The following is a 20,908-nucleotide window of genomic DNA, read 5'->3' on the forward strand; positions in this document are numbered from 1 at the left end:
TCATGGGAAAGAGGTACGACCGCATCGACGGGCGCCTACGGGAGTTCATCGAGGCGCAGCACATGTTCTTCACCGCGACCGCGCCGCTGGCCGGCGACGGCACGGTGAACCTGTCCCCGAAGGGTCTGACCGGTTCGTTCGTCGTGCTCGACGAGCAGACCGTGGCCTACCTCGACTTCGCGGGCAGCAACGCCGAGACCATCGCGCACCTGCGTGAGAACGGCCGCATCACGCTGATGTGGTGCGCCTTCGAGGGCCCCCCGAACATCGTGCGCGTGCACGGGCGCGGCGAGCCGGTATTCCGTGACGACCCCCGCTTCCCCGACCTGCTCGGCCGCTTCCCGGGCATCGACCATCGCGGCCACGGCCTGCGCGCCATCATCGTGGTGCACGCCGACAACATCCGCGACACCTGCGGCTTCGCGGTCCCGTTCATGACCTACGACGAGGACCGGGACCTGCACCGGCGCCGGTTCGAGCGGGAGGACGACGAGTCGCTCGACGCGTACTTCGCGGGCAAGGACCACGTCGCCACCAGCCTCGACGGTCTGCCCGGCCTGCCGCTGCCGCTGCCGCCCGGCGTCGAGCCCGCCACGGCGTGACCGGGACGGCCCGTGGTCCGCGAACGGTCGCGGACCACGGGCCGACACGCTCAGGACAGGAAGCTGCCGTACGGTCCGGCCAGGATCTGGTTCTTCTGGGCCTGGCTGAAGTGGGTGTTCGGGTAGCTGTAGAACGAGGCCGACATCGGGGTGCCGTCGGTGGAGGCGGCGTCGGGCAGGCCGAAAGCGTGGCCGAGTTCGTGCACCATGCCGCCGTACCAGCGGTTCATGGACTGGCCGCTGATGCCGGCCGCCCCGTCGGCGTCGTGGCCGCTGAGCACCACCCAGCCGGGGCTGCCGCCGCCACCGGCTCCGTCGCCCTCGGCGCTGATCTCGCCGACGCACAGCCACCGGCTGTCCGGGTTGCGTAGTGAGAGCTTGCGGGCCAGTTCCTGCTGCATGTTCGTCACCGACCACCAGTACTTGTCGCCGCCGTTGGGCGTGTTCTCGTACCAGCTGCGCACGTGGTCGCCGTTGACGACCTCGACCACGACGCTGTTCAGCGTGAACGTCCGGCCGAGTTCCTGCAGGTAGTAGCGCTGCGCCTCGCGCATGACGGCGGCGATGCCGTCGGGGTAGCGCTGGTCGTAGGGCACGTCGGACGGCTTCAGCCAGAACACCCGCACCGTCTTCGACGGCGGGGTGCCGCCGGGCGAGGTCGACGGCGCCGGCGTCGGTGAAGTCGACGGGGACGCCGACGGGCTGGTGCCGACCGGGTACCCGGCCAGGCGCCATACCCGGGAGGTGGCTGTGCCGCAGGCCAGCTGCACCAGGCCGGTGTTGCTCGCCGCCGATCCGCCCGCGGGCACCACGCACTTGCCGGAGTGCACCGCCTGCAGGTTGAACGTGCGGTCGGTGCCGCTGACCGCGACCGGCACCAGCCGGAACCGCTGGTTGGTGCCGGTGCCGCAGCTCCACTGGATGATCGTGGCGTTGTCGGCGGTCGACGCCCCGTTGACGTCGACGCACTTGCCCGCGTTGAGCGTGCCGATCGTGTACTGGTCGGACGTGCCCGCGACCGGGGTGAAGGTGAGGTTCTGGTTGCCGCCGCCGTTGCAGCTCCACTGGATGAGCTGCGTGCCGTTGGCGGTATTGCCGTTGGGCAGGTCAGCGCAGTTGCCGCCGTTGCGGTTGACGGCCGTGGAGGTGAAGGCGCTCGCGGCGTACGCGGTCGGCGCGGCCGTGACCAGCACCGCGACCGAACCGGCGAGCACCGCCAGCGCGGACACCAGCGCCGCGGCCAACCGCGATCGGCCGGGCGTGGACAGAGAGAGGGTACGGAGCATGCGATCTCCCGGGTGAGAAGAACGAGCGGACGGAAATGAACCGTCAGCCGGTCTCCGGCATCAACCCGGTAGGACGAGACGTCCCTCAGCGGAGGTGGCCAACCAGCCGCCGACGTTAGTCCTGCCGATCGCGACATGTCAATGAATCCCGGGCAAGTGGTCCGGCCGTGGCCTGTGCCGGTCGGTCCGAGAAGCGGCGCATCGCGGCGAGGCCGGTCCCCGGCGGGTGTTCCCTACCGCGCGTTACACCTCATACGGTGTGGCCACTCCGTATGAGGTGTAACGCCGTGAAGGAGAGTCGCCCGGGAAGGCGCCGCCGGCGAGGTGTCGGTCTGACTCGTGACTACGAGGCCGCGTAGCTCAGGTCGAGCGTGTCGGTATGGCCGGACCAGGCCAGGCTGAGGCGCCAGCAGCCAGCCCGCGGGAAGTCGATGATCGAGGGTCCCGGGCCGCCCTCGACGGTGCGGACCACCGGCTCGCCCGTGCCGTCGAGCCGACCGGTGATCACGAGCGGGTCGGACTTCACCTCCGGTCGCGACACCCAGAGGATCTTGTTGTTGGCGCCGTCGGTGCGCGCGTACGTCAGCGGGTAGGCGAACAGGATGGCGGCGATGTCGCCGCCGCGCCCGAACACGTGCGGGATGGCGGAGCTGCCCGAGAACCCGGCGCTGGCCCAGTCGGGCAGCGGCCCCTTCTCGACCGGCGAACCGCACACCGCAGGGGGCGAGACGGGCGCGGCGGCACTGCTGGGGGCGACGGTCGGGGTCTGCCCGCCGGTGCATCCGGCGAGCGCGGCGCCGACGGCCAGCAGCACGGCGATCCCGGTACGTCGATATGGCGCGGTCACGGTCGTCTCCTGGGACTCGGAGGTGCGGGCAGAGCAGGAGAGTCGTGACGGGGCCGACTGGTTCCCGGTTGACCTCAACCGGGCTTGAACTGGCAGTCTTGCCCGATGCGCATGGCGAAACGGCTGGTCCCTGCCCCGTACCGGGAGGTGCTGCGGGTGCCCGGGTTCCGGCGGCTGCTGTCCGGGGAGGCGGTGTCCTTCCTCGGCGACGGCCTGAGCGTGGTGGCGATCTCCTGGCTGGCCATCCAGATCACCGTGCCGGAACGGGCCGCGCTGGTGGTGGGGGCGGCGGTCGCCGCGTACACGCTGCCCGCCGCGGTGGGCGCCGCCGCGCTGGCCCGCTGGCTGAGCCGGGTCGACCCGCGCCGCCTGGTCATCGCCAACGCCCTGCTGCGCGCGGTGACCCTCGGCGCCGCCGCGGCCTGCTACCTGCTCGGCGCGCTCACCCCGACGCTGTACGTCGCCCTGCTCGCGCTGTCGTCGCTGCTGGCCGCGTGGGGCACGGCGGGCACGTACACGCTGGTCAGCGCGCTGGTCCCGGCCGAGCAGCGGCTGGCCGCCAACACGCTGCTGGGCACCAGCCAGACCACGGCGATCATCGTCGGACCGCCGCTGGCCGGGGTGCTGGTCGCGCTCGCGGGTCCGGCGGCCGTGCTGGCCTTCGACGCCGCCACCTACCTGGTGCTCGTCGCGCAACTGCGGCGCGTCCCGGCACCCGCCGCGCAGGACGAGGCCACCCCGGCCGGCGGCGGCTTCCGAATCCTCGCCCGGCGGCCGCAGCTGCTCGGCCTGCTCGCCCTCACCGCCGTCTTCTTCTTTCTGTACGGCCCGGTCGAGGTCGCCCTGCCGCTGTTCATCGTCGACGTGCTCGGCCGCGATGCCGGTTTCCTCGGCGTCTACTGGGCCGTGTTCGGCGTCGGCGCCCTGGCCGGCGGCCTGCTCGCGGGCACCCTGCGCGGCGTGGCGCCGTGGCCGTTCGCGATCGCGGTGATCGCCGGGTGGGGCGCCTGCCTGATCCCGTTCGGGTTCACCACGTCGGCCTGGGTGACCATGGCCGGGATGGCGGTCGGCGGCATCATCTACGGGCCGTTCCCGGCCTTCAACGTGACGCTGTTCCAGGCCGCGGCCGACCCGGCCGACCTGCCCGCGGTGCTCGCCGCGCGGGGCTCGGTGATGGTCGCGGCGGCGCCGATCGGGGCGGCGATCGGCGGCCCGCTGGTGAACTGGCTCGGCCCGAGCGACACCCTGCTCGCCTCGGGGGCGGCGACGGTCGCGCTCGCGGCGCTCGCGGCGGCGATCCCGCTGGCCGCGTACGCGCGCCGCCGTACGACGACGCCGCGCGCACCGTCGGAGCCAGTCTCCTCGGGCTCGGTCGCCTGACGGCCGCCTGTCGGTTCGGCTGGGCCGTCAGCTCGGCTGGCCGTCAGCTCGGCTGGGCGTCAGCTCGGCTGTCGGTCCCCGCTCGGGGCGAGCGGATAGCCCATGGCGAGCGCATCGACAGCCACGGCCGCGAAGTCGGCTTCTGGTGCGAGGGCTGCCACGATCTCCGGGCGCAACGGCTGCCCGGCCAGGACCGCCGCCACGGCCACCGCATCGACGTTCCTGCCGAAGTAATCGGCGGCGAACTCCACGTAAGCAGTGGCGCTGCCGTCGGCGAGCAGGCCGAACAGGTGTGCCGAGCCGTCCGGGTCGGGGGTGTCCTCGTCCAGCAGTTCGCTGAAGTCGACCGGTCCGTGCCGCCAGGTCCGGTCACCGGTCTCCAGCCAGGCGACCACGGTGACGTCGAGGAAGTCCTCGAACAGGAACGCGGGCTCGCGGAGGTATCCGGTCAGCGGGTCCGGCACCCCGTCCAGCAGACCGGGCCAGTGCTCGTGGTCGTCGTCGCGCCAGGGTGTCGCGGGGCTCTCATGGTCGAAGCCGAGCAGCAGCACGCCGGAGGGGTCGAAGACGATCGTGTACTCGTCACCTGAGTAGTTGTCCATGCCCGCCAGCGGGACGCCGCGCGGCCCCCACGCCGCGGCGAAGGTGTGCCTGCGGTACCGCTGGTCGAAAACCGCGTCGAGCAGGGCGAACGCTCGGCAGCGATGCAGCAGCGTGTCCGCCGGGGGCAGCTGTTGCACGAGATCATGGACGGTCACGGCGGCCATTGAAGCACAACCGGGGGACAGTGCCGCCGAGCGGCGAAAGTGGTCGACAAGGACGGCAATATCGGCAAAACGGTAGTATGGGGTGCTGCGGGGTGCGCCTGTTCCCGTTAGCGCATACGGTGGGCGGGAAACTTCCTAAGTGGAGGGACGTCATGAGACTCAGGCACCACCGTGCACTGGTCGCGCTGGCCGGGGCGGCACTGATGTCGACCGTCATCGCAGCTCCCGCACAAGCCGACCCGCTCGCCGCAGACCGGGAGCCCATCGCCGCGGACCGGCAGCCCACCGCCGAGGGCTACGGCGGCGCCGTGGCCACCGTCGACCCCGACGCCACCCGGGTCGGCCTGGACGTGCTGCGTCGCGGCGGCAACGCGGTCGACGCGGCGGTCGCCGCGGCGGCCACCCTCGGCGTCACCGAGCCGTTCTCGGCCGGTATCGGCGGCGGCGGCTTCCTCGTCTACTACAGCGCCCGCGACCGGCGCGTATACACCATCGACGGCCGCGAGACCGCCCCGATGACCATGCAGGAGAACGCCTTCGTCGACCCGGCCACCGGCCTGCCGTACCAGTTCCAGGAGGCCCGCGTCAGCGGTATCGCCGCGGGCGTGCCGGGCACCCTGGCCACCTGGCAGCAGGCGCTGCGCAGCTGGGGCACGACCAGCCTGGCCCAGGCGCTGCGCCCGGCCGAGCAGGTCGCCGACCGCGGCTTCCTGGTGGACGCGACGTTCCGTACCCAGATCAGCGACAACACGGCCGCGTTCAGCCAGTTCTCGTCCACGAGCGCGCTGTATCTGCCGGACGGGCAGCCGCCCGCGGTCGGCTCCGTGTTCCGCAACAAGGACCTGGCCCGCACCTACCGGCAGCTCGGCCGCGAGGGCACCGGCGCCTTCTACCGGGGCGCGATCGGTGCCGACCTCGTCGACACGGTGCAGCACCCGCCGGTGGTGACCGCGCCCGGCACGGTCTGGCCGTATCCGATCCGGCCCGGCACCATGGCCCGCTCCGACCTGGCCGCCTACCGGGTGCGCACCCCGGAACCGACCCACGTCGGCTACCGGGGCCTGGACGTGTACGGCATGGCCACGCCCTCCAGCGGCGGCCAGGCCGTCGGCGAGGCGCTGAACATCCTCGAAGGCGCCGACCTGTCGACGATGACCCGCACCCAGGCGCTGCACCACTACCTGGAGGCCAGCGCGCTGGCCTTCGCCGACCGCAACCGCTACGTCGGCGACTACACCCCGCGCCCGCTGCTGGACGAGCTGCTGACCGACGGGTTCGCCAAGGAGCGCGCCTGCCTGATCGACCCGGCGCACGCACTGGTCAAACCGGTCGCGCCGGGTCAGCCGGACGGGTCCTACACCGGGTGCGCGACGGCCGCCCCGGGCCAGTCGCCGACCGAGGGCCAGTCGACGACGAACCTGACCGTGGCCGACCGGTGGGGCAACGTGGTCGTGTACACGCTGACCATCGAGCAGACCGGGGGCAACGCCATGGTGGTGCCGGGCCGGGGCTTCCTGCTCAACAACGAGATGACCGACTTCAACTTCACGCCCACCCAGGGCACCGCGCCCGACCCGAACCTGCCGGGGCCGGGCAAGCGGCCGCGCAGCTCGATGGCGCCGACGATCGTGCTGTCGCACGGCAAGCCGTACCTGGCGGTCGGCACGCCGGGCGGCTCGACGATCATCACGACGGTGCTGCAGATCCTGGTCAACCGTCTCGACCTGGGGATGACCCTGCCGGAGGCGATCGCCGCTGCCCGTGCCACCCAGCGCAACACCGCCGCGGTGCAGGCCGAGCCGGGCTTCGCGCCGGAGCAACCGGGGCTCGAGGCGCTGGGGCACGTGTTCGCGCCGAACCCGGAGATCGGCGCCGCCACCGGCATCGACTTCGCCGGCGGCGGACGCCTGGTGGCGGCGGCCGAGCCGACCCGGCGCGGCGGCGGTGCTGCCGGAGTGGTCTGGCCGACGCCGTAACGCGTGAAACCGGGCCGGGGCACCGTCTGGTGCCCCGGCCCGGTCCGTCATGACGGCTCGGGATGGGCGAACCGTTCCGAAATTCTGGTGCCGATCAAGCACTGGCCAGGGAAGATGCCCTGTGTGAGTGAGATGAGCGGCGTGTCCGCCGAGCAGCGCCTGTTCGACGCCGTCGCGCGTTGGAACACCGACACCGGCCATGGGCTCCGGGCCGTGATCGACGCGGCGTGCCAGGCGCTTGTCGACGGGCTCGACTCGCCGTCGCTGCGCGAGCTGGCCGGTGCCTCGGCGAAGGACTCGTCGTACGACCTGCACGTGTTGACGGTCCGGTCGCTCGAGGAGCTGGACATTCCCTATCCGGGCACCGTCTCCGGTGGTTTCTCGGTGGCGGCCGGTGGCGGGGTGCTCCGCCGACCGGGAGTCGACGCTCTCCGGCTGGAGGTGGTGCCGGCGGGCGACGAGGCAGGTGGCGGGTTCCAGGTGCGGGTCCATGTCAATGACGTGGAGGTCACCGCGGCCGGTGCGGGCCTCGGGATGGACCCGTATGAGCTGCTCGTCCCCACCAACCGCCTGATCGCCACCGCTGAGGTTCGCCGAGTGCCGATCGCCCGCTGCGAGTGCGGCGTCTACGGCTGTGGTTCGACTGATGTCACGATCATCCGCGACGGCGATACGGTGCACTGGGACTGGCTGATCGAGGTGCCGATGAGCCGAGGGGTGTCGTTCGACGCCGCCGCGTACGACGCCGAAGTCGCCCGGATGGCCCTGGACCACTCCTGGGAGACCCCGGAGCGCACCGCCGGGAGGCTCGTCCTGCGCGACGCCGACCGCGGCCGGCTGGCCGAACACGGCCTCCGGCTCACGTGGGCCGCCAACCACTACCGCGATCATGAGGTGTTCCAGGTGGCGCTCCAGCTCGGCGACGACTACCGGATCTTCATGGGTACGCCCTGGCGCGGTCGCGGCCCGGAGGAGCTGGCACGGGCGGTGTGCGAAGAACTCGCGCAACCCCCGCACAAGTGGCACGCCGGCTGGCATTCCATCAAGCGGGAGCTGTCGGGACCACCGGTCATCGCGGGACGTTCCTGGAGTCGAGCGTCGTTCTGACGCGCTGACTCGCGGACCGGGGAAGGCCGGTCGCTGACGCGGATCGCGGCGGCGGCCACACGACGGATCGGGCCCGGGACGCCGTGTGGTGTCCCGGGCCCGATGGCGGCCGCGGATGCCGGAGCGCCATCTCCCCCGGCGCTCCGGTCTATCGGCTGGTCGCGGGGGCCGCCTTCCGCGCCAGCGAGTCGATCGCGACCGCGACGGCCAGCACCGCGGCGGTCACCATGTACCGGATCGACGAGTCGACGTTGAGCAGCAGCATCCCGTTGGTGATCGACTGGATCACCAGGATGCCCAGCAGCGCGGCGTAGGTGCGGCCGCGCCCGCCGAACAGGCTCGCCCCGCCGATGACCGCGGCGGCGATCGCCATCAGCAGGATGTCGCTGCCGCCGGAGCTCTGGTTCACCGCCGCCAGGCGGCTGGCGGCCAGGATGCCGCCGAGCGCGGCGAGCGTCCCGCAGCCCGCGAACGCGAGCACCCGGACTGCGTCGACGTTGATGCCCGCGCGGCGGGCCGCCTCGGCGTTGCCGCCGACCGCGAAGATCCGCCGTCCGACGACGGTGTGCCGCAGCGCCAGGTCCAGCAGCACGACCAGGGCGCCGAAGATGAGCAGCAGCAGCGGCACGCCCCGGTCGGCACCGAGCACGACCACGGCCGCGGCCAGTAGCGCCCCGACCGCGGCGATCGGCGCGGCCGTACGCCACAGCGGTGGTACGGGCAGTTCCGCGCGGGTCCGCAGCCGCCGTTGCGCGAACGCCGACCCGCCCCAGACCAGCACGACCCCGGCCGCCACGAGCCAGGAGGCCCACTGCGGCAGCCAGGTGTCGCTCAGTTTCGCCACGAACCCGGTGAACGGCAGGTTGATGGTGCCGCCGCTGCCCAGCAGGTACAGCAGCAGACCTTGCCAGCCGATCAGACCGGCCAGGGTGACCACGAACGACGGCATGCCCAGCCGGGTGAACAGCACCCCGTGCAGGGTGCCGATGGCGGCCCCGGTGAGCAGCGCGAGCGCGATCGCGGCGGCGACGGGCAGATGGTGGCGTACCGACAGGACGGTCATCACGACCGCGGCCAGGCCGCTGACCGACCCGGCCGACAGGTCGATCTCGCCGAGCAGCAGCACCAGGATGATGCCCAGCGAGATGGTGCCCGTCGCGGCGAGTTGCAGCATCAGGTTGGTGAGGTTCTCCGCCGCCAGGAAATGCTCGTTGAGCAGTCCGAATACGGTCGCGATGACGGCGAGCCCCGCGACGACCGGCGCGGCGCCGACGACCATCCGCTGCTTCATGCGCGTGCTCCCGTGATGGCGGCGACGATGGTGTCCTGGTCGGCTTCGGCGGTGCGGAACTCGCCCGCGTTGCGGCCGAGCCGCAGCACGGTGACGCGGTCGCTGACGGCGCGTACGTCGGCGAGGTTGTGCGAGATGAGCAGCACCGCCAGGCCGCGTTCGCGCAGCCGCTTGATCAGGGCGAGGACCTGCGCAGTCTGCTCGACGCCGAGGGCGGCGGTGGGCTCGTCGAGGATGACCACCTTCGGCGCGCCGAGCAGGGCGCGGGCGATGGCCACCGACTGGCGCTGCCCACCGGACAGGGCCGCCACGGGCTGACCGATGTCGGGGATGCGTACGTCCAGCGAGCCGAGCAGGTCGCGGGCGGTGCGCTCCATGGCGATGTGTCGCATCAGCCCGCCGTGGTGCTGCTCGGCGCCGAGGAACAGGTTGGCGACCACGTCGAGGTTCTCGCACAGGGCGAGGTCCTGGTAGACGGTGGCGATGCCGAGCGCCTGGGCGTCGTGCGGGCGGTGGATGCGTACGTCGCGGCCGTCGAACGCGATGCGCCCGGTGTCGGGGCTGATCACCCCGGCGATCACCTTGATCAGCGTGGACTTGCCGGCGCCGTTGTCGCCGACCAGGGCGGTGACCTCGCCCGCGGCGAGGTCCAGGCGTACCCCATGCAGCGCCTGGACCGCGCCGTAGCGCTTGCTGATGTCGCGTGCCTGCAGGACCACTACGAGATGCCCTGCTTGGTGCAGGCCGCGGCGACCTCGCCGGTGCAGATGTCGGCGGCCTTGTAGAAACCGTCCTTGACGATGGTGTCCTTGATCTTGTCGGCGGTGACCGCGATCGGGTCCAGCAGGAACGACGGGATCTTCGCGGTGCCGTTGTCCACCGTGGCCGGTGCCGACGGCTGCTCGCCCTTGGCCAGGGCCACGGCCAGCTCGGCCGACTTCTCGGCCTCGGCGCGGATGTCGAGGTAGATGGTCATGTACTGCTCGCCGGTGAGGATGCGCTGCACCGCGGCGAGCTCGGCGTCCTGGCCGGTGATCGGCGGCAGGGCGGCGAACCCGGCGCGCTTCATGGCGGCGATGGCGCCCCCGGCCATGCCGTCGTTGGCCGACAGCACCCCAACGACGTTGTCGCGGCCCAGGGCCGTGATGGCCTGCTCCATCTGCTGCTGGGCCTTGTCGGGGCTCCAGTCCGGGGTGTCGAACTCGCGGCCGACGGTGACCTTGCCGTCCAGGACGCTGTGCGCGCCCTTCTTGTAGTCGGCCGAGCTGGGGTCGGTGGGGGAGCCGTTGATGAACACGACCTGGCCCTTGCCGAGGCTGCCCTTGGCGGTGAGCGCGTCGAGCAGCGCCTGGCCCTGCATCTCGCCGACGCGCACGTTGTTGAACGAGACGTAGTAGGCGTAGTCGATGCCGGAGATGAGCCGGTCGTACGCGATGACCGGCACCTTCTTCTGCTTGGCCTGGTTGACCAGCGGCGCCACCGCGGCGGCGTCGACCGCGTCGAGCACCAGCACGTCGGCGCCCTGGGTGAGGGCCGCCTCGACCTGCTGCTGCTGTTTGGCGGCGTCCTGGTCGGCGTTGAAGTAGAGCAGCTCGCAGTCCGCGCACAGGGCCTTGGTCTTGGCCTCGAACAGCGGGCGGTCGAACGCTTCGTAGCGGGTGGTCTTCGACTCGGGCAGGAACAGGGCGATGGTCTTCTTGCCGTCGCCGGTGTCGCCGGTGGTTTCGTTCTTGTCGCATGCCGACAGGCTCAGCGTCGCGGCGAGCGCGGCGGCGGTGGTAACTGCCAACCATCCTCTGTGCATGGTGAGGTGCCCTCTCTGAAGTGGAGGAACGATGTGGCGCAGCGATAAGAAAGGTATCTTACTATCGATGCGTAGGCCAGCCTGGGCTTTAGGATCGGTCCCATGCGGAATCGGACCGAGCAGCCGGGAAACACGCGGCTGCTGCGCGTGATGAACGAGCGGCTGCTGCTGGACCACCTGCGCGCCAACGGCCCAACCTCGCGCGTGGAGCTGGCCCGGCTCACCGGTCTGTCCAAGCCCACGGTGTCGGCGGCGCTGGCCGGCCTGGCGGAGGCGGGGCTGGCCCGGCTGGTGGGCGAGGTGTCCGGCCGCCCCGGCCCGGTGGCTGCGCTCTACGATCTCAATGCGAGCGCCGTCTACGTGCTAGGCGTCGATATCGGTCGGGAATGGATCAGGGTCGCGGTGGCGGACCTGCGCGGCGAGATGTTGGCCCGCCGGGACGCGCGCAACACCGCCGAGACGGCGGTGGCGGTGGTGCGCCGCACCAGGTCGCTGGCGCACCAGGTCGCCGGCGAGGCCGGGGTGCCCTGGTCCTCGCTGGCCTGCGGCGTGCTGGGCAGCCCCGGGGTGTTCGACCCGCGAACGGGACGGGTCGACTTCGCCCCGAACCTGCCCGGCTGGAGCGAACCCGGCCTGGTCGACCGGCTGCACCGCTCGCTCGGCCTGGAGCTGGTAGTGGAGAACGACGTGAACCTGGCCGCCGTCGGCGAGCACGCGTACGGACACGGCCGCGGCAAGGAGCACTTCGTGCTGGTCTCCATCGGCACCGGCGTCGGCATGGGCATCGTCATCAACGGCCAGCTCTACACAGGTGCGCGCGGTGCCGCGGGGGAGGTGTCCTACCTGCCCGCGGCGGATGCGCCCGGCGGCTCCGAGGAGCGTGAGCACGGCCCGACCGAGGCCGTGGTCGCCGCGCCGGGGATCGCCCGCGCGGCGCAGGCGGCGGGGCTGCCGTACGCCACCGCGAAGGAGGTGTTCGCGGCGGCGGAGCAGGGCGATGCCGCGGCGCGGACGCTGGTGGAGGCGGAGGGGCGCCGCATCGGCGGGCTGGTGGTGGCGGTCGCCGCGGTGCTCGACCCCGAGATCGTGGTGCTCGGCGGTGGGGTGGGCCGCAACGTCGAGCTGCTGCGAGACGCGATCTCGCAGCGTATCGCCGAACTCGGCCCGTTGCGGCCGGTGGTGCTGGCCAGCGCGCTGAACGAGGGCGGCGTGCTCAGCGGCGCGGTGGCGCGGGCCGCCGACCGGGCCTGGAACGCGGTCTTCGCGGCGCGCTGACGGCAGTCCATCGCGGAATGATGGTCAGTTAGATTGCCAAACAATCGTCGGCTCACTATCCTTGCGACACTGGGACATACGTCAATATCGTTGCGTGCCGATGGAGGCGACTCCGGCGGCACCCTGGTGCGTTCCCGGAGGACGAACCATGACCGGTCCTGGTGTTCGCCGTACGCTGTCCGCACTCACCCTGGCCGTCGCCACCGGCGTCGCCACGTTCACGGCCGCCCCGGCGGCGCAGGCCGCGCCCGTGCCGCTGACCTCGGTCGTCCCGGCTCCCGTCACCGCCGTGCCGACCGCCGGGGTCACCTACACCATCACCGCCGCCACCTCGATCTACACCGAGCCCGGCTCGACCGCCGCCGCCGACATCGGCGGCTACCTCGCGGGCATCCTGCGCCCGTCGACCGGGTACGCCCTCCCGGTCGCCCCCGCCCCCAACGGCTCCCCGACCGGCATCGCGCTGCTGCTCACCGGCGCCCCCGCCGCCGTCGGAACGCAGGGCTACCAGCTCGACGTCACCACGACCGCGATCACCGTACGCGCCAACCAGCCCGCGGGCCTGTTCGCCGGAGTGCAGACGCTGCGCCAGCTGCTGCCGCCCGCCGTCGAGGCGGCCACGGTGCAGGCCGGGCCGTGGCAGGTCGGCGGCGCGCAGGTGGTCGACTATCCGCGCTTCGCCTACCGGGGCGCGATGCTCGACGTGGCCCGCCACTTCTTCGCGCCCGCGGCGGTGCGCCGCTACCTCGACCAGCTCGCCCTGTACAAGGTGAACTACCTGCACCTGCACCTGTCGGACGACCAGGGCTGGCGCATCGCGATCAACAGCTGGCCCAACCTGGCCGTCTACGGCGGCTCCACGGCGGTCGGCGGCGACCCGGGCGGCTACTACACCCAGGCCGACTACACCGCGCTGGTCGCCTACGCCGCCTCGCGCTACATCACGATCGTCCCCGAGATCGACATGCCGGGGCACACCAACGCCGCGCTCGCCTCGTACGCCCAGCTCAACTGCAACGGGGTCGCGCCCGCGCTGTACACCGGCACCAGCGTGGGATTCAGCTCGCTGTGCGTGCCGCTGCAGTTGACCTACACCTTCATCGACCAGGTGATCGGTGAGCTGGCCGCGCTGACCCCCGGGCCGTACCTGCACATCGGCGGCGACGAGGCCAGTTCCACCACGGCTGCCGACTACACGACGTTCGTCGACCGGGTGCAGCAGATCGTCGCCGCGCACGGCAAGACCGTGCTCGGCTGGCACGACGTCGTGCACGCCAGCCCGCAGCCGTCGCGGGTCGCCCAGTTCTGGGGCACCGGCACCAGCGATGCGGCCGTGGCGGCCGCCGCCGCCAACGGCACCAAGGTGCTCATGTCCCCGGCCAACCGCACCTATCTGGACATGAAGTACAAGAACAACACCCGGCTCGGGCAGAAGTGGGCCGGGCTCATCGACGTCGACAAGGCCTACGACTGGAACCCCGGCGCCTACCTGAGCGGCGTCGGCGAGTCGTCGGTGCTGGGCGTCGAGGCGCCGCTGTGGACCGAGACCATCCGCACCACCGCCGACATCGACTACATGGCGTTCCCGCGCCTGCCCGCGATCGCGGAGTTGGGCTGGTCGCCGTACAGCACGCACAACCTGACCGCGTTCAAGACGCGATTGGGCGCGCAGGGCCCCCGCTGGCGCGTCATGGGCATCGCCTACTACCAATCCACCCAGGTGAGCTGGCCCACCGGCTCCTGAACCCCGCACCACCCGCCCGTTCCACAAGGCTGACCCACCCGGTCGGCAGGAGGAGGCTATCCATGTTCCGATCACGACGCCGCTTGCTCGGCTCGGTGCTGACGACGCTGGCGATGGTCGTCGCCGTCGGAGTCACCGGCGCGCAGCAGGCGCAGGCCGCCAGCGTCACCTCGACCGAGCTGGGCGGCGGCTGGGCGATGCGCTCGGCCACCGGCCTGGCCGACACCGGCGCCACGATCTCGCAGGTCGGATACGGCACCAGCGGCTGGAACCCGGTCACGCTACCCTCGACGGTGCTGGCCGGGCTGGTGGCCAACAACGTCTACCAGAACATCTACTTCGGCACGAACCTGCAGTCGGTGCCCGACCTGACCACCCAGAACTGGTGGTTCCGCGGCCAGTTCACCGCAGCCGCGAGCAGCCCAGGTCAGGTGTACTGGCTGCGGTTCAAGGGCATCAGCTACCGGGCGCAGATCTGGCTCAACGGCACCCAGCTCGACGCCAACGCCGTCGGCACCTTCGCCGCGCACGAGTACAACGTCTCCGGCCTGATCAACCCGGGTGGTCTCAACGCGCTCGCGATCCGGGTCACGCCCCCGGCGCACGGCTGCGCCGACCTGTCGGTCTGCACCGTCGACTGGAACCCCGAAGCCCCTGACATGAACGCCGGGATCTGGGGGAAGTCGCTGCTGGACACCACCGGCGCAGTGGCGCTGCGCGATCCGTACGTCAAGACCGTGCTGCCGCTGCCCGCCACCAACGCCGCCGACCTCACCGTGTACGTCGACGCGCTCAACGCCACCGGCAGCGCCGTCACCACCACGGTCGGCGCGACGATCAGCAAGCCGGGGTACCCGACCGTGACGGTCAGCCAGAACGTCACGCTCAACCCCAACGAGCGGCGCGAGGTCGCCTTCACCCCGGCGGCCTACCCGCAGCTGCACCTGACCAGCCCGGCGCTGTGGTGGCCGTACCAGTTCGGCTCGCCGGAGCTCTACGACCTGTCCGTGTCCGCGACCGTCGGCGGCGCCTCCTCCGACAGCAAGGCGATCAAGTTCGGGGTGCGGCAGTTCACCGACTACCGGACCACCGTCAACGGCACCTCCTTCGCCGGATACAAGGTCAACGGGCAGAACATCCTGTTCCGGGGCGGCGGCTACGTGTGGGACCTGCTCCAGCGGTGGGACACCAAGACCAACGCCGCGCACGTGAACTACGTCAAGAACATGGGTCTCAACACGATCCGGCTGGAGGGCACCCTCGGCAACGAGGAGCTGTACGACCTGGCCGACCAGGCCGGGGTCATGCTGATGCCCGGGTTCGTGTGCTGCAGCGCCTGGGAGAACGACAGCACCTGGACCGCCGAGCAGCAGCAGGTCGCCAACGCGTCGCTGGACACGCAGCTGCGCGCGCTGCGGGCGCACGCCAGCCCGTTCGTGTGGACGTACGGCAGCGACCAGCCGCCGACGGCGGCGCACCTGACCGCGTACAAGAACATCGCCACCGCCCTGCACTGGCAGAACCCGACCCTGGACAACGTCGCGACCTGGTCCAACGCCAACGCCGGGATGAAGATGGACGGCCCCTACAAGTGGGCGCCGCCGGTGCTGTGGTGGGACACGACCAAGGCGGGCTCGGCGTTCGGCACCACTGGCGAGGAGGGCACCGAGGCCCCGCCGCCGCTGGAGAGCCTGCAGAAGTTCCTCGCCCCGGCCGACCAGTGGCCGATCGGCACCGCGTTCAACTACCACGCGGGCCGGGCGGGCAGCGTCTTCGACAACATCAGCATGTACTCCAACGGCCTCGACCGCCGCTACGGCACCGCGACCAGTGCCGCCGACTACTCGAAGAAGTCGGAGGCGCAGAACTACGAGAACACCCGGGCGTTCTTCGAGGCCTGGAGCGCACGGCAGCACACCCAGTCGTTCGGCACCATCTTCTGGATGCTCAACAACGCCTGGCCGGCGGTGCACTGGAACCTGTACGACTACTTCCTCAAGCCCGGCGGCGGCTTCTTCGGCACCAAGAAGGCCACCGAACCAGTGCACATCGCCTACGACTACCTCACCCGCAACGTGTACGTGGTCAACTCGACGCTGGCCGCGCGCACCGGCCTGACCGCCACCGCGACCGTCTACAACGTGCCCGACCTGACCCAGAAGTACACCACCTCCGTCCCGGTGACCTCGGCCGCCAACGCCTCGGCGTCGGTGCTGACCATCCCGGCGGTCAGCGGGCTGACCACGACGTACCTCATCCGGCTGCAGCTGCGCGACGGCGGTGGGGCGCTGGTCAGCAACAACGTGTACTGGTACTCGACCACCGCCGACGCGCTGGGCAACAAGAGCAACTGGTACTCGACCACGACCAAGACATTCGCGAACCTGACCGGGCTGAACTCGCTGCCGTCCAACAGCGGGGTGACCCGGTCGGTGTCGCGCAGCGTCGCGGGCGGGCAGGAGACGGTCACGATCACGCTGACCAACACCGGGTCGACGCTGGCCTTCCTCGTCCGCCCGGAGGTCACCGCAGGCAACGGCGGCAACGAGGTGCTGCCGGTGACCTACACCGACGGGTACGTGACGCTGTGGCCGGGCGAGTCGACCACGATCACCGCCGGCTACCAGACGGCCGACCTCGGCGGGCAGGCACCCTACCTGCGGATACGCGGATACAACGTGCCGACCGCCTCGGTGGCCATCCCGTAGGGCAACTGACCGGCACGGGCCGGTGCCGCCTCGCTGCAGCAGCAGCTGCGACGGCACCGGCCTGTTACTCCGGGGCATTCCGCGTTCTTCCCAGTGTTCGCGGGATGCCCCGGTTCGAACTTCGCGAGGAGCCCTCGGCGGCTACGAGCGGCTCTGAACCGGCGCGTGAGCACTGGTCAGGGCGCCGCCGTGGCCGGGTACCCGATGGTTCTATCCGGTACAGCTGGTCGGGTGCTCGGTGTGGGTGCACGTGTCGGCACCGTTGCCGCCGTCAGTGGCGTCGGTGCCGTCGCCTGCGTCGATGGTGTCATTGCCATTTCCGCCATAGACGGTGTCGGCGCCATCGCCTGCGTTGATGACGTCGTTGCCGTTGTCGCCGTAGATGGTGTCGTTGCCGCTGCCCCCGTTGAGGATGTCGTCGCCGTTGCCGCCCATCAGGGCGCTGCCGCCGTCGCCTGCGTAGATGGTGTCGTTGCCGTTGTCGCCGTCCAGGACGTCGGCGCCTGATCCGCCGTAGATGACATCGTCGCCGCCACCGCCGTGGACGTGGTCGTTGCCGGCCAAGGCACAGATCACGTCCTTGCCGCCGGTGCCGTTGATCGTGTCGCTGCCACTGGTGCCGATCATCGTGCAGCCGTGCGCGTTGTCGACGGTGACCGTTGCGACGGCGTTGGTGTTGGCGGGTGCGGGATCGGGTTCGTGGGCGCCGGTGGTGGCGCTGGCGGTGACTGTGCCGACCGCGGCCGGTTCGACCGTGACGATCACGGTCGCTGTGGCGCCATTGGGCAGCGATGCGAAGCTGCAGTCGACGCTGGCCTCGGTGATCGTGCAAGTGCCCTGGGAGCTGGTCGCGGCGAGGATGGTCACGGGCGGTCCGGTGAAGGCGACCGACGTCGTGGCCTGGGTCGCGGCGTTGGGGCCGTGGTTGGTGACGACCACGGTTTCGGTGTAGGCGTCTCCGAGCGCGACCGGGTTGGCTGAGGCGTTGAGCGTCGTGCTCAGGTCCGCGCCGGTGTGGTAGGTGAACTGGTCCGCGCTGCCGGTGGCGCTGGTGCCCGACGGAGTGGTGACGGTGACATGGACGATCCCGGTCCCTGGTGGTGCGGCCGCGGTCAGTACCGTATCGCTCACGACGGTGACCTGGGTCGCCGCTGATCCACCGAAGGTGACCGAGGTGGCACCCGTGAGATTCGTGCCGGTGATCGTCACGACGGTGCCGCCGGTGCCCGGGCCGCCCGCCGGGCTGATCGCGGTCACGGCCGGCGCAGGCGGGTCGTAGGTGTACTGGTCGGCGTCGGTCTGTGCGCTGATGCCGCCAGGACCGGTGACGTGGACGTCGACGTCGCCGGCACTACCTGCCGGCGCCGTGGCCGTGATCGTGGTGTCATCGACAATCGTGAACGTGGTTGCGGCGGTCGAGCCGAAGGCGACCGCTGTCGCTGTGGCGAAGTGGCTGCCGGTGATGGTGACGGTGGTGCCGCCGGCGACCGGGCCATGATCCGGAGCGACTGCGGTGATCGTCGGCGCCGGGGGTGGCGTGACGTGGATCGTGACCGTGACCGGCGCGGTCTGGTAGCCCGATGCGCCCGCCCGATAGGTGAACTGGTCGGTGCCGGTGAAGCCGCTGTCGGGCGCGTACCGGAAAGAGCCGTCGGCGTTGAAGGTGAGTGCGCCGTGTGCCGGTGGTTGCGACAGGGTCGCGGACAGGATCGTCCCGCTCGGTGCGTGATCGTTCGCCAGCACGCCTGGCGCGGCGACCGTCAGCTCAGTGGATGTCGCGGTGGAGTAGCGGTCGCCGAGCCCGATCAGGGTCACGGCCGAACCGTTCGCCTGGTATGCCACGAGTAGGTCCGTGTCGGCGGACAGGTCGATGGGTGGGGTGGTGGCGATGAGCAGGTGGTTGCCGGGTGGTGGTGACACGGTGACGGGTACGGGGTTTGCGGGCCAGGTGACGAGGTAGGTGGAGGAGCCGTCGGTGCCTGTGCGTCTGCCGGTTGCGGAGCCGAGGCCGGAGGTGATGGGGATGCCGAGGATGGTTGCGAAGCCGGGTTGGATGTGGAATTCGCCGTTGAGGTAGACGTCGGTGTTGGGGACGGGGAGGTTGTCGGGGTCGAGTACTCCGATGGTGACGTGGACGGGTTTGGGTAGTGCGATGTTGCCGAGGTTGATGTCTCCGTCGATGACGAAGGTGTTGGGGGCGGTGTTGAGTCCGAAGTAGTAGGGGATGTCGATGTTGGGGCGGTAGTTGTAGTAGTTGTAGATCGACAGTGCGTAGGCGCCGTTGCGGGCGGTGAGGGTGAATCTGCCGTCGGCGTCGGTGGTGACGCCGTAGCCGCCGGTGTCGCCGTAGACCTGGAAGTTGAGTCCGGGGATGGGGGTGCCCAGGTGATCGACCAACCGGCCCGACACATCGCTGACGCCGGCTTGGATGAGGGCGACGTCGAGCGGGTGGTCGCCGGTGATCACCACGTTCGTTTTGGTCACCGGTGTCAACGGTTCAGCTGGCGTGAACACGATGTCCCAGGTGCCCAAGGGGACGCTGATCGAGTACCGGCCGTCCTGGTCGGTGGAGCCGTTCGCGACAGCTCCTGCGGTCGCGCCGACCGGGTACACCGCGACTTCAGCCGCGACGACCGGGTTCCCCGCGAACGTCACTGTTCCGTGCACGGTCGCCACCTCGGTGGCGAATGCCGGCGAACCGGTGACGAGCACGCCCGTGACGATGCCGACGACCATAGCGACCGTAGAGATCAGGAGCCTGGTCAGCCCCGTTGCGCCCCATCGCCGCTCTGTCCGTCCAGGAACCACTGTCAGGTGCACTGATTGCATGATTGACCCGCGCTTCCCGTAGCTGTCAGCTACGAAGATCACTGTGCGTTGTCAAATGGACACCCGAAGCTAACAGTCATGTGCGTTTCGTATCGTTGCCGTAACGGTCCGCAATTCCGGCCGACTGTCCCTGAGCCGCACTGATTGTCCAGCGAGCAATGGCTCGGTCGGTGCCACCAGTCCCGACAAATGGCCCCCAGAGGATCCCAGAACCTGGCAAGCCCGCGCGGGTACGCGGATACGACGTGCTGGCCGCGTCGACGGCGATCCCGTGGCAGTGACACCAGTGGGTGCCGTGCCGCTATACAGAGCAGGCGGCACCGGCCACCACAGGCTCCGGGGCATCCCGCGTTCCTCCCAGTGCTCGCGGGATGCCCCGGTCCGCCCTCGGCGGGGCGGGTTGCGCCCGTTGGTACCTTGGCTCGCGTGCATCATGATCCAGGTACCGCGGCGACAGACGTACGAAGTCAGGACGACGACCCGTTCGCCGAGCACCCGGGGTCCGTCGCCCGCCGGCGGCGCAACGGCCGTAGGGCCCTGATCGTCCTCTGTGCCGCAGTCGCCCTGGCCCGGGGCCTGTGGGCGGTGGACACGGTCACCTACACGCCGGAACCCGGCCCGAAGGCCGTCTGCCCCATGCTGCGACCGGAACTGCTGGACGTGGCGCTGCCCGAGCGGGGTCCGGCCGAGGACACCGGCGGTCGCGACGACAACGGCTTCCTGGCCGCCGGCTGCACGGTGCGGGGTGCCTCGGGCGACCTGTGGATCAGCGTGATCCGGATGGGCCGCGCGGGCGGCAAGGGCCCGCAGGAGCACCTGCGGCTGTCGCGGGGGTGGCTCGCCCCGATGCGCTCGGTGCCGCTGGGCGATGAGGCACTGCTGGTCAGCGACCGGGTCCTGACGATCAGACAGGGCTCCTACCTCGTATGGATCGAGTACGGCCTGAACGGCGACTACGCCGGTAGAAACAAGACGAAGGTAATCCTCGCGATTGGGCAGGAGGTGCTCTCCCAACTATGAAGATGATCTCGCACTGGTGGGAGTGGCAGCGCGGCTGGAAACTCGCCGTCCAGCTGGCGGCCGTGGCGGCGCTGTTGATGGCCTGCTACGTCGTGGGCGGCTACGGCGGTTGGCTGGTCGGCCAAGTGCAGGCCCGGCTTGAGGTGGTTCTCGTCGACAGTGGTGTGCGGCCGCCCCTGCGCCCGCAACTGCCACCCGATCCGTTCCTGTCCCGGCAGCCGTAACGGCGGCCTTGCGCACGGGGCGGCGGCGCGCACCGGTGGCTCGTATCC

At 70.8% G+C, this 20,908-nt stretch carries 16 protein-coding genes; 9 read left to right on the top strand and 7 right to left on the bottom strand.

Annotated elements, in window-relative coordinates; genetic code table 11:
• Positions 1-2: 2 nt before the first annotated feature.
• Complete coding sequence (locus tag KUA19_RS04210) at positions 3-602, top strand: pyridoxamine 5'-phosphate oxidase family protein (RefSeq protein ID WP_217394780.1); 600 nt, start codon at positions 3-5, stop codon at positions 600-602.
• Between the two features lie 50 nt (positions 603-652).
• On the opposite strand, the gene KUA19_RS42395 is transcribed toward KUA19_RS04210, so the two are convergent.
• The gene (locus KUA19_RS42395; protein WP_254548653.1) at positions 653-1,888 is read right to left on the bottom strand and encodes an RICIN domain-containing protein; all 1,236 of its coding nucleotides are present in this window, start codon (positions 1,886-1,888) and stop codon (positions 653-655) included.
• 343 nt (positions 1,889-2,231) lie between these two features.
• Entirely contained in the window at positions 2,232-2,735 is a 504-nt protein-coding gene (locus KUA19_RS04225) for a hypothetical protein (protein WP_217394781.1), read from the bottom strand.
• A 105-nt stretch (positions 2,736-2,840) separates the two neighbouring features.
• Between KUA19_RS04225 and KUA19_RS04230 the strand changes: the two genes are divergently transcribed.
• Positions 2,841-4,115 carry an MFS transporter gene (locus KUA19_RS04230; RefSeq protein ID WP_217394782.1) on the top strand — a complete coding sequence of 425 codons (1,275 nt, stop codon included), beginning with the start codon at positions 2,841-2,843 and terminating at the stop codon, positions 4,113-4,115.
• Between the two features lie 59 nt (positions 4,116-4,174).
• Here KUA19_RS04230 and KUA19_RS04235 read toward each other — a convergent pair whose 3' ends face one another.
• On the bottom strand, positions 4,175-4,873 hold the full coding sequence (locus tag KUA19_RS04235) for a hypothetical protein (protein WP_217394783.1): 699 nt from the start codon (positions 4,871-4,873) through the stop codon (positions 4,175-4,177).
• A 161-nt stretch (positions 4,874-5,034) separates the two neighbouring features.
• Between KUA19_RS04235 and ggt the strand changes: the two genes are divergently transcribed.
• Together ggt and KUA19_RS04245 are read left to right on the top strand one after the other, a co-directional pair.
• On the top strand, positions 5,035-6,858 hold the full coding sequence (gene ggt / locus KUA19_RS04240; protein WP_217394784.1) for a gamma-glutamyltransferase: 1,824 nt from the start codon (positions 5,035-5,037) through the stop codon (positions 6,856-6,858).
• Positions 6,859-6,990: 132 nt separating this feature from the next.
• Positions 6,991-7,965 (top strand): hypothetical protein, encoded by a 975-nt coding sequence (locus tag KUA19_RS04245; protein WP_217395319.1) that lies wholly within the window; start codon positions 6,991-6,993, stop codon positions 7,963-7,965.
• A gap of 148 nt (positions 7,966-8,113) precedes the next feature.
• Here the strand turns inward: KUA19_RS04245 and KUA19_RS04250 are convergent, their stop codons facing one another.
• From KUA19_RS04250 to KUA19_RS04260, 3 genes are read right to left on the bottom strand one after another with little or no spacing between them, the layout of a single operon-like run.
• A complete protein-coding gene (locus KUA19_RS04250) occupies positions 8,114-9,256 on the bottom strand; it encodes a sugar ABC transporter permease (protein ID WP_217394785.1) in 1,143 nt (380 codons plus the stop codon).
• Positions 9,253-9,975, bottom strand: a complete 723-nt coding sequence (locus tag KUA19_RS04255; RefSeq protein ID WP_217394786.1) for an ATP-binding cassette domain-containing protein — start codon at positions 9,973-9,975, stop codon at positions 9,253-9,255. The genes KUA19_RS04250 and KUA19_RS04255 overlap by 4 nt, the downstream gene beginning before the upstream one ends.
• Positions 9,975-11,045 carry a sugar ABC transporter substrate-binding protein gene (locus KUA19_RS04260; protein WP_254548654.1) on the bottom strand — a complete coding sequence of 357 codons (1,071 nt, stop codon included), beginning with the start codon at positions 11,043-11,045 and terminating at the stop codon, positions 9,975-9,977. The genes KUA19_RS04255 and KUA19_RS04260 overlap by 1 nt, the downstream gene beginning before the upstream one ends.
• A 117-nt stretch (positions 11,046-11,162) precedes the next feature.
• Between KUA19_RS04260 and KUA19_RS04265 the strand changes: the two genes are divergently transcribed.
• The 3 genes from KUA19_RS04265 to KUA19_RS04275 all read left to right on the top strand — a co-directional run bounded on the left by KUA19_RS04265 (position 11,163) and on the right by KUA19_RS04275 (position 16,787).
• A complete protein-coding gene (locus tag KUA19_RS04265; RefSeq protein ID WP_217394788.1) occupies positions 11,163-12,335 on the top strand; it encodes an ROK family transcriptional regulator in 1,173 nt (390 codons plus the stop codon).
• Positions 12,336-12,483: 148 nt separating this feature from the next.
• The gene (locus KUA19_RS04270) at positions 12,484-14,079 is read left to right on the top strand and encodes a beta-N-acetylhexosaminidase (RefSeq protein WP_217394789.1); all 1,596 of its coding nucleotides are present in this window, start codon (positions 12,484-12,486) and stop codon (positions 14,077-14,079) included.
• A gap of 62 nt (positions 14,080-14,141) precedes the next feature.
• On the top strand, positions 14,142-16,787 hold the full coding sequence (locus KUA19_RS04275) for a glycoside hydrolase family 2 protein (RefSeq protein ID WP_217394790.1): 2,646 nt from the start codon (positions 14,142-14,144) through the stop codon (positions 16,785-16,787).
• 210 nt (positions 16,788-16,997) lie between these two features.
• On the opposite strand, the gene KUA19_RS04280 is transcribed toward KUA19_RS04275, so the two are convergent.
• The gene (locus KUA19_RS04280) at positions 16,998-19,523 is read right to left on the bottom strand and encodes an IPT/TIG domain-containing protein (RefSeq protein WP_217394791.1); all 2,526 of its coding nucleotides are present in this window, start codon (positions 19,521-19,523) and stop codon (positions 16,998-17,000) included.
• A gap of 519 nt (positions 19,524-20,042) precedes the next feature.
• On the opposite strand from KUA19_RS04280, the gene KUA19_RS04285 reads away from it, so the two are divergent.
• Positions 20,043-20,636, top strand: coding sequence for a hypothetical protein (locus KUA19_RS04285; protein ID WP_217394792.1), 594 nt, complete (start codon positions 20,043-20,045; stop codon positions 20,634-20,636).
• The gene (locus KUA19_RS04290) at positions 20,633-20,860 is read left to right on the top strand and encodes a hypothetical protein (protein ID WP_217394793.1); all 228 of its coding nucleotides are present in this window, start codon (positions 20,633-20,635) and stop codon (positions 20,858-20,860) included. The genes KUA19_RS04285 and KUA19_RS04290 overlap by 4 nt, the downstream gene beginning before the upstream one ends.
• The last annotated feature ends 48 nt before the right edge of the window (positions 20,861-20,908 follow it).

The organism is Catellatospora tritici, assembly GCF_019083965.1.
In the GTDB taxonomy this organism is placed as follows: domain Bacteria; phylum Actinomycetota; class Actinomycetes; order Mycobacteriales; family Micromonosporaceae; genus Catellatospora; species Catellatospora tritici.

Bases quoted from the DNA above. Each gene is read 5' to 3' on its own strand.
- KUA19_RS04275 (WP_217394790.1), top strand. From the start codon at position 14,142: ATGTTCCGATCACGACGCCGCTTGCTCGGCTCGGTGCTGACGACGCTG.
- KUA19_RS04210 (WP_217394780.1), top strand. From the start codon at position 3: ATGGGAAAGAGGTACGACCGCATCGACGGGCGCCTACGGGAGTTCATC.
- KUA19_RS04290 (WP_217394793.1), top strand. From the start codon at position 20,633: ATGAAGATGATCTCGCACTGGTGGGAGTGGCAGCGCGGCTGGAAACTC.
- KUA19_RS04265 (WP_217394788.1), top strand. From the start codon at position 11,163: ATGCGGAATCGGACCGAGCAGCCGGGAAACACGCGGCTGCTGCGCGTG.
- KUA19_RS04250 (WP_217394785.1), bottom strand. From the start codon at position 9,256: ATGAAGCAGCGGATGGTCGTCGGCGCCGCGCCGGTCGTCGCGGGGCTC.
- KUA19_RS04230 (WP_217394782.1), top strand. From the start codon at position 2,841: ATGCGCATGGCGAAACGGCTGGTCCCTGCCCCGTACCGGGAGGTGCTG.
- KUA19_RS04280 (WP_217394791.1), bottom strand. From the start codon at position 19,523: ATGGTCGTCGGCATCGTCACGGGCGTGCTCGTCACCGGTTCGCCGGCA.
- ggt (WP_217394784.1), top strand. From the start codon at position 5,035: ATGAGACTCAGGCACCACCGTGCACTGGTCGCGCTGGCCGGGGCGGCA.
- KUA19_RS42395 (WP_254548653.1), bottom strand. From the start codon at position 1,888: ATGCTCCGTACCCTCTCTCTGTCCACGCCCGGCCGATCGCGGTTGGCC.
- KUA19_RS04270 (WP_217394789.1), top strand. From the start codon at position 12,484: ATGACCGGTCCTGGTGTTCGCCGTACGCTGTCCGCACTCACCCTGGCC.
- KUA19_RS04245 (WP_217395319.1), top strand. From the start codon at position 6,991: ATGAGCGGCGTGTCCGCCGAGCAGCGCCTGTTCGACGCCGTCGCGCGT.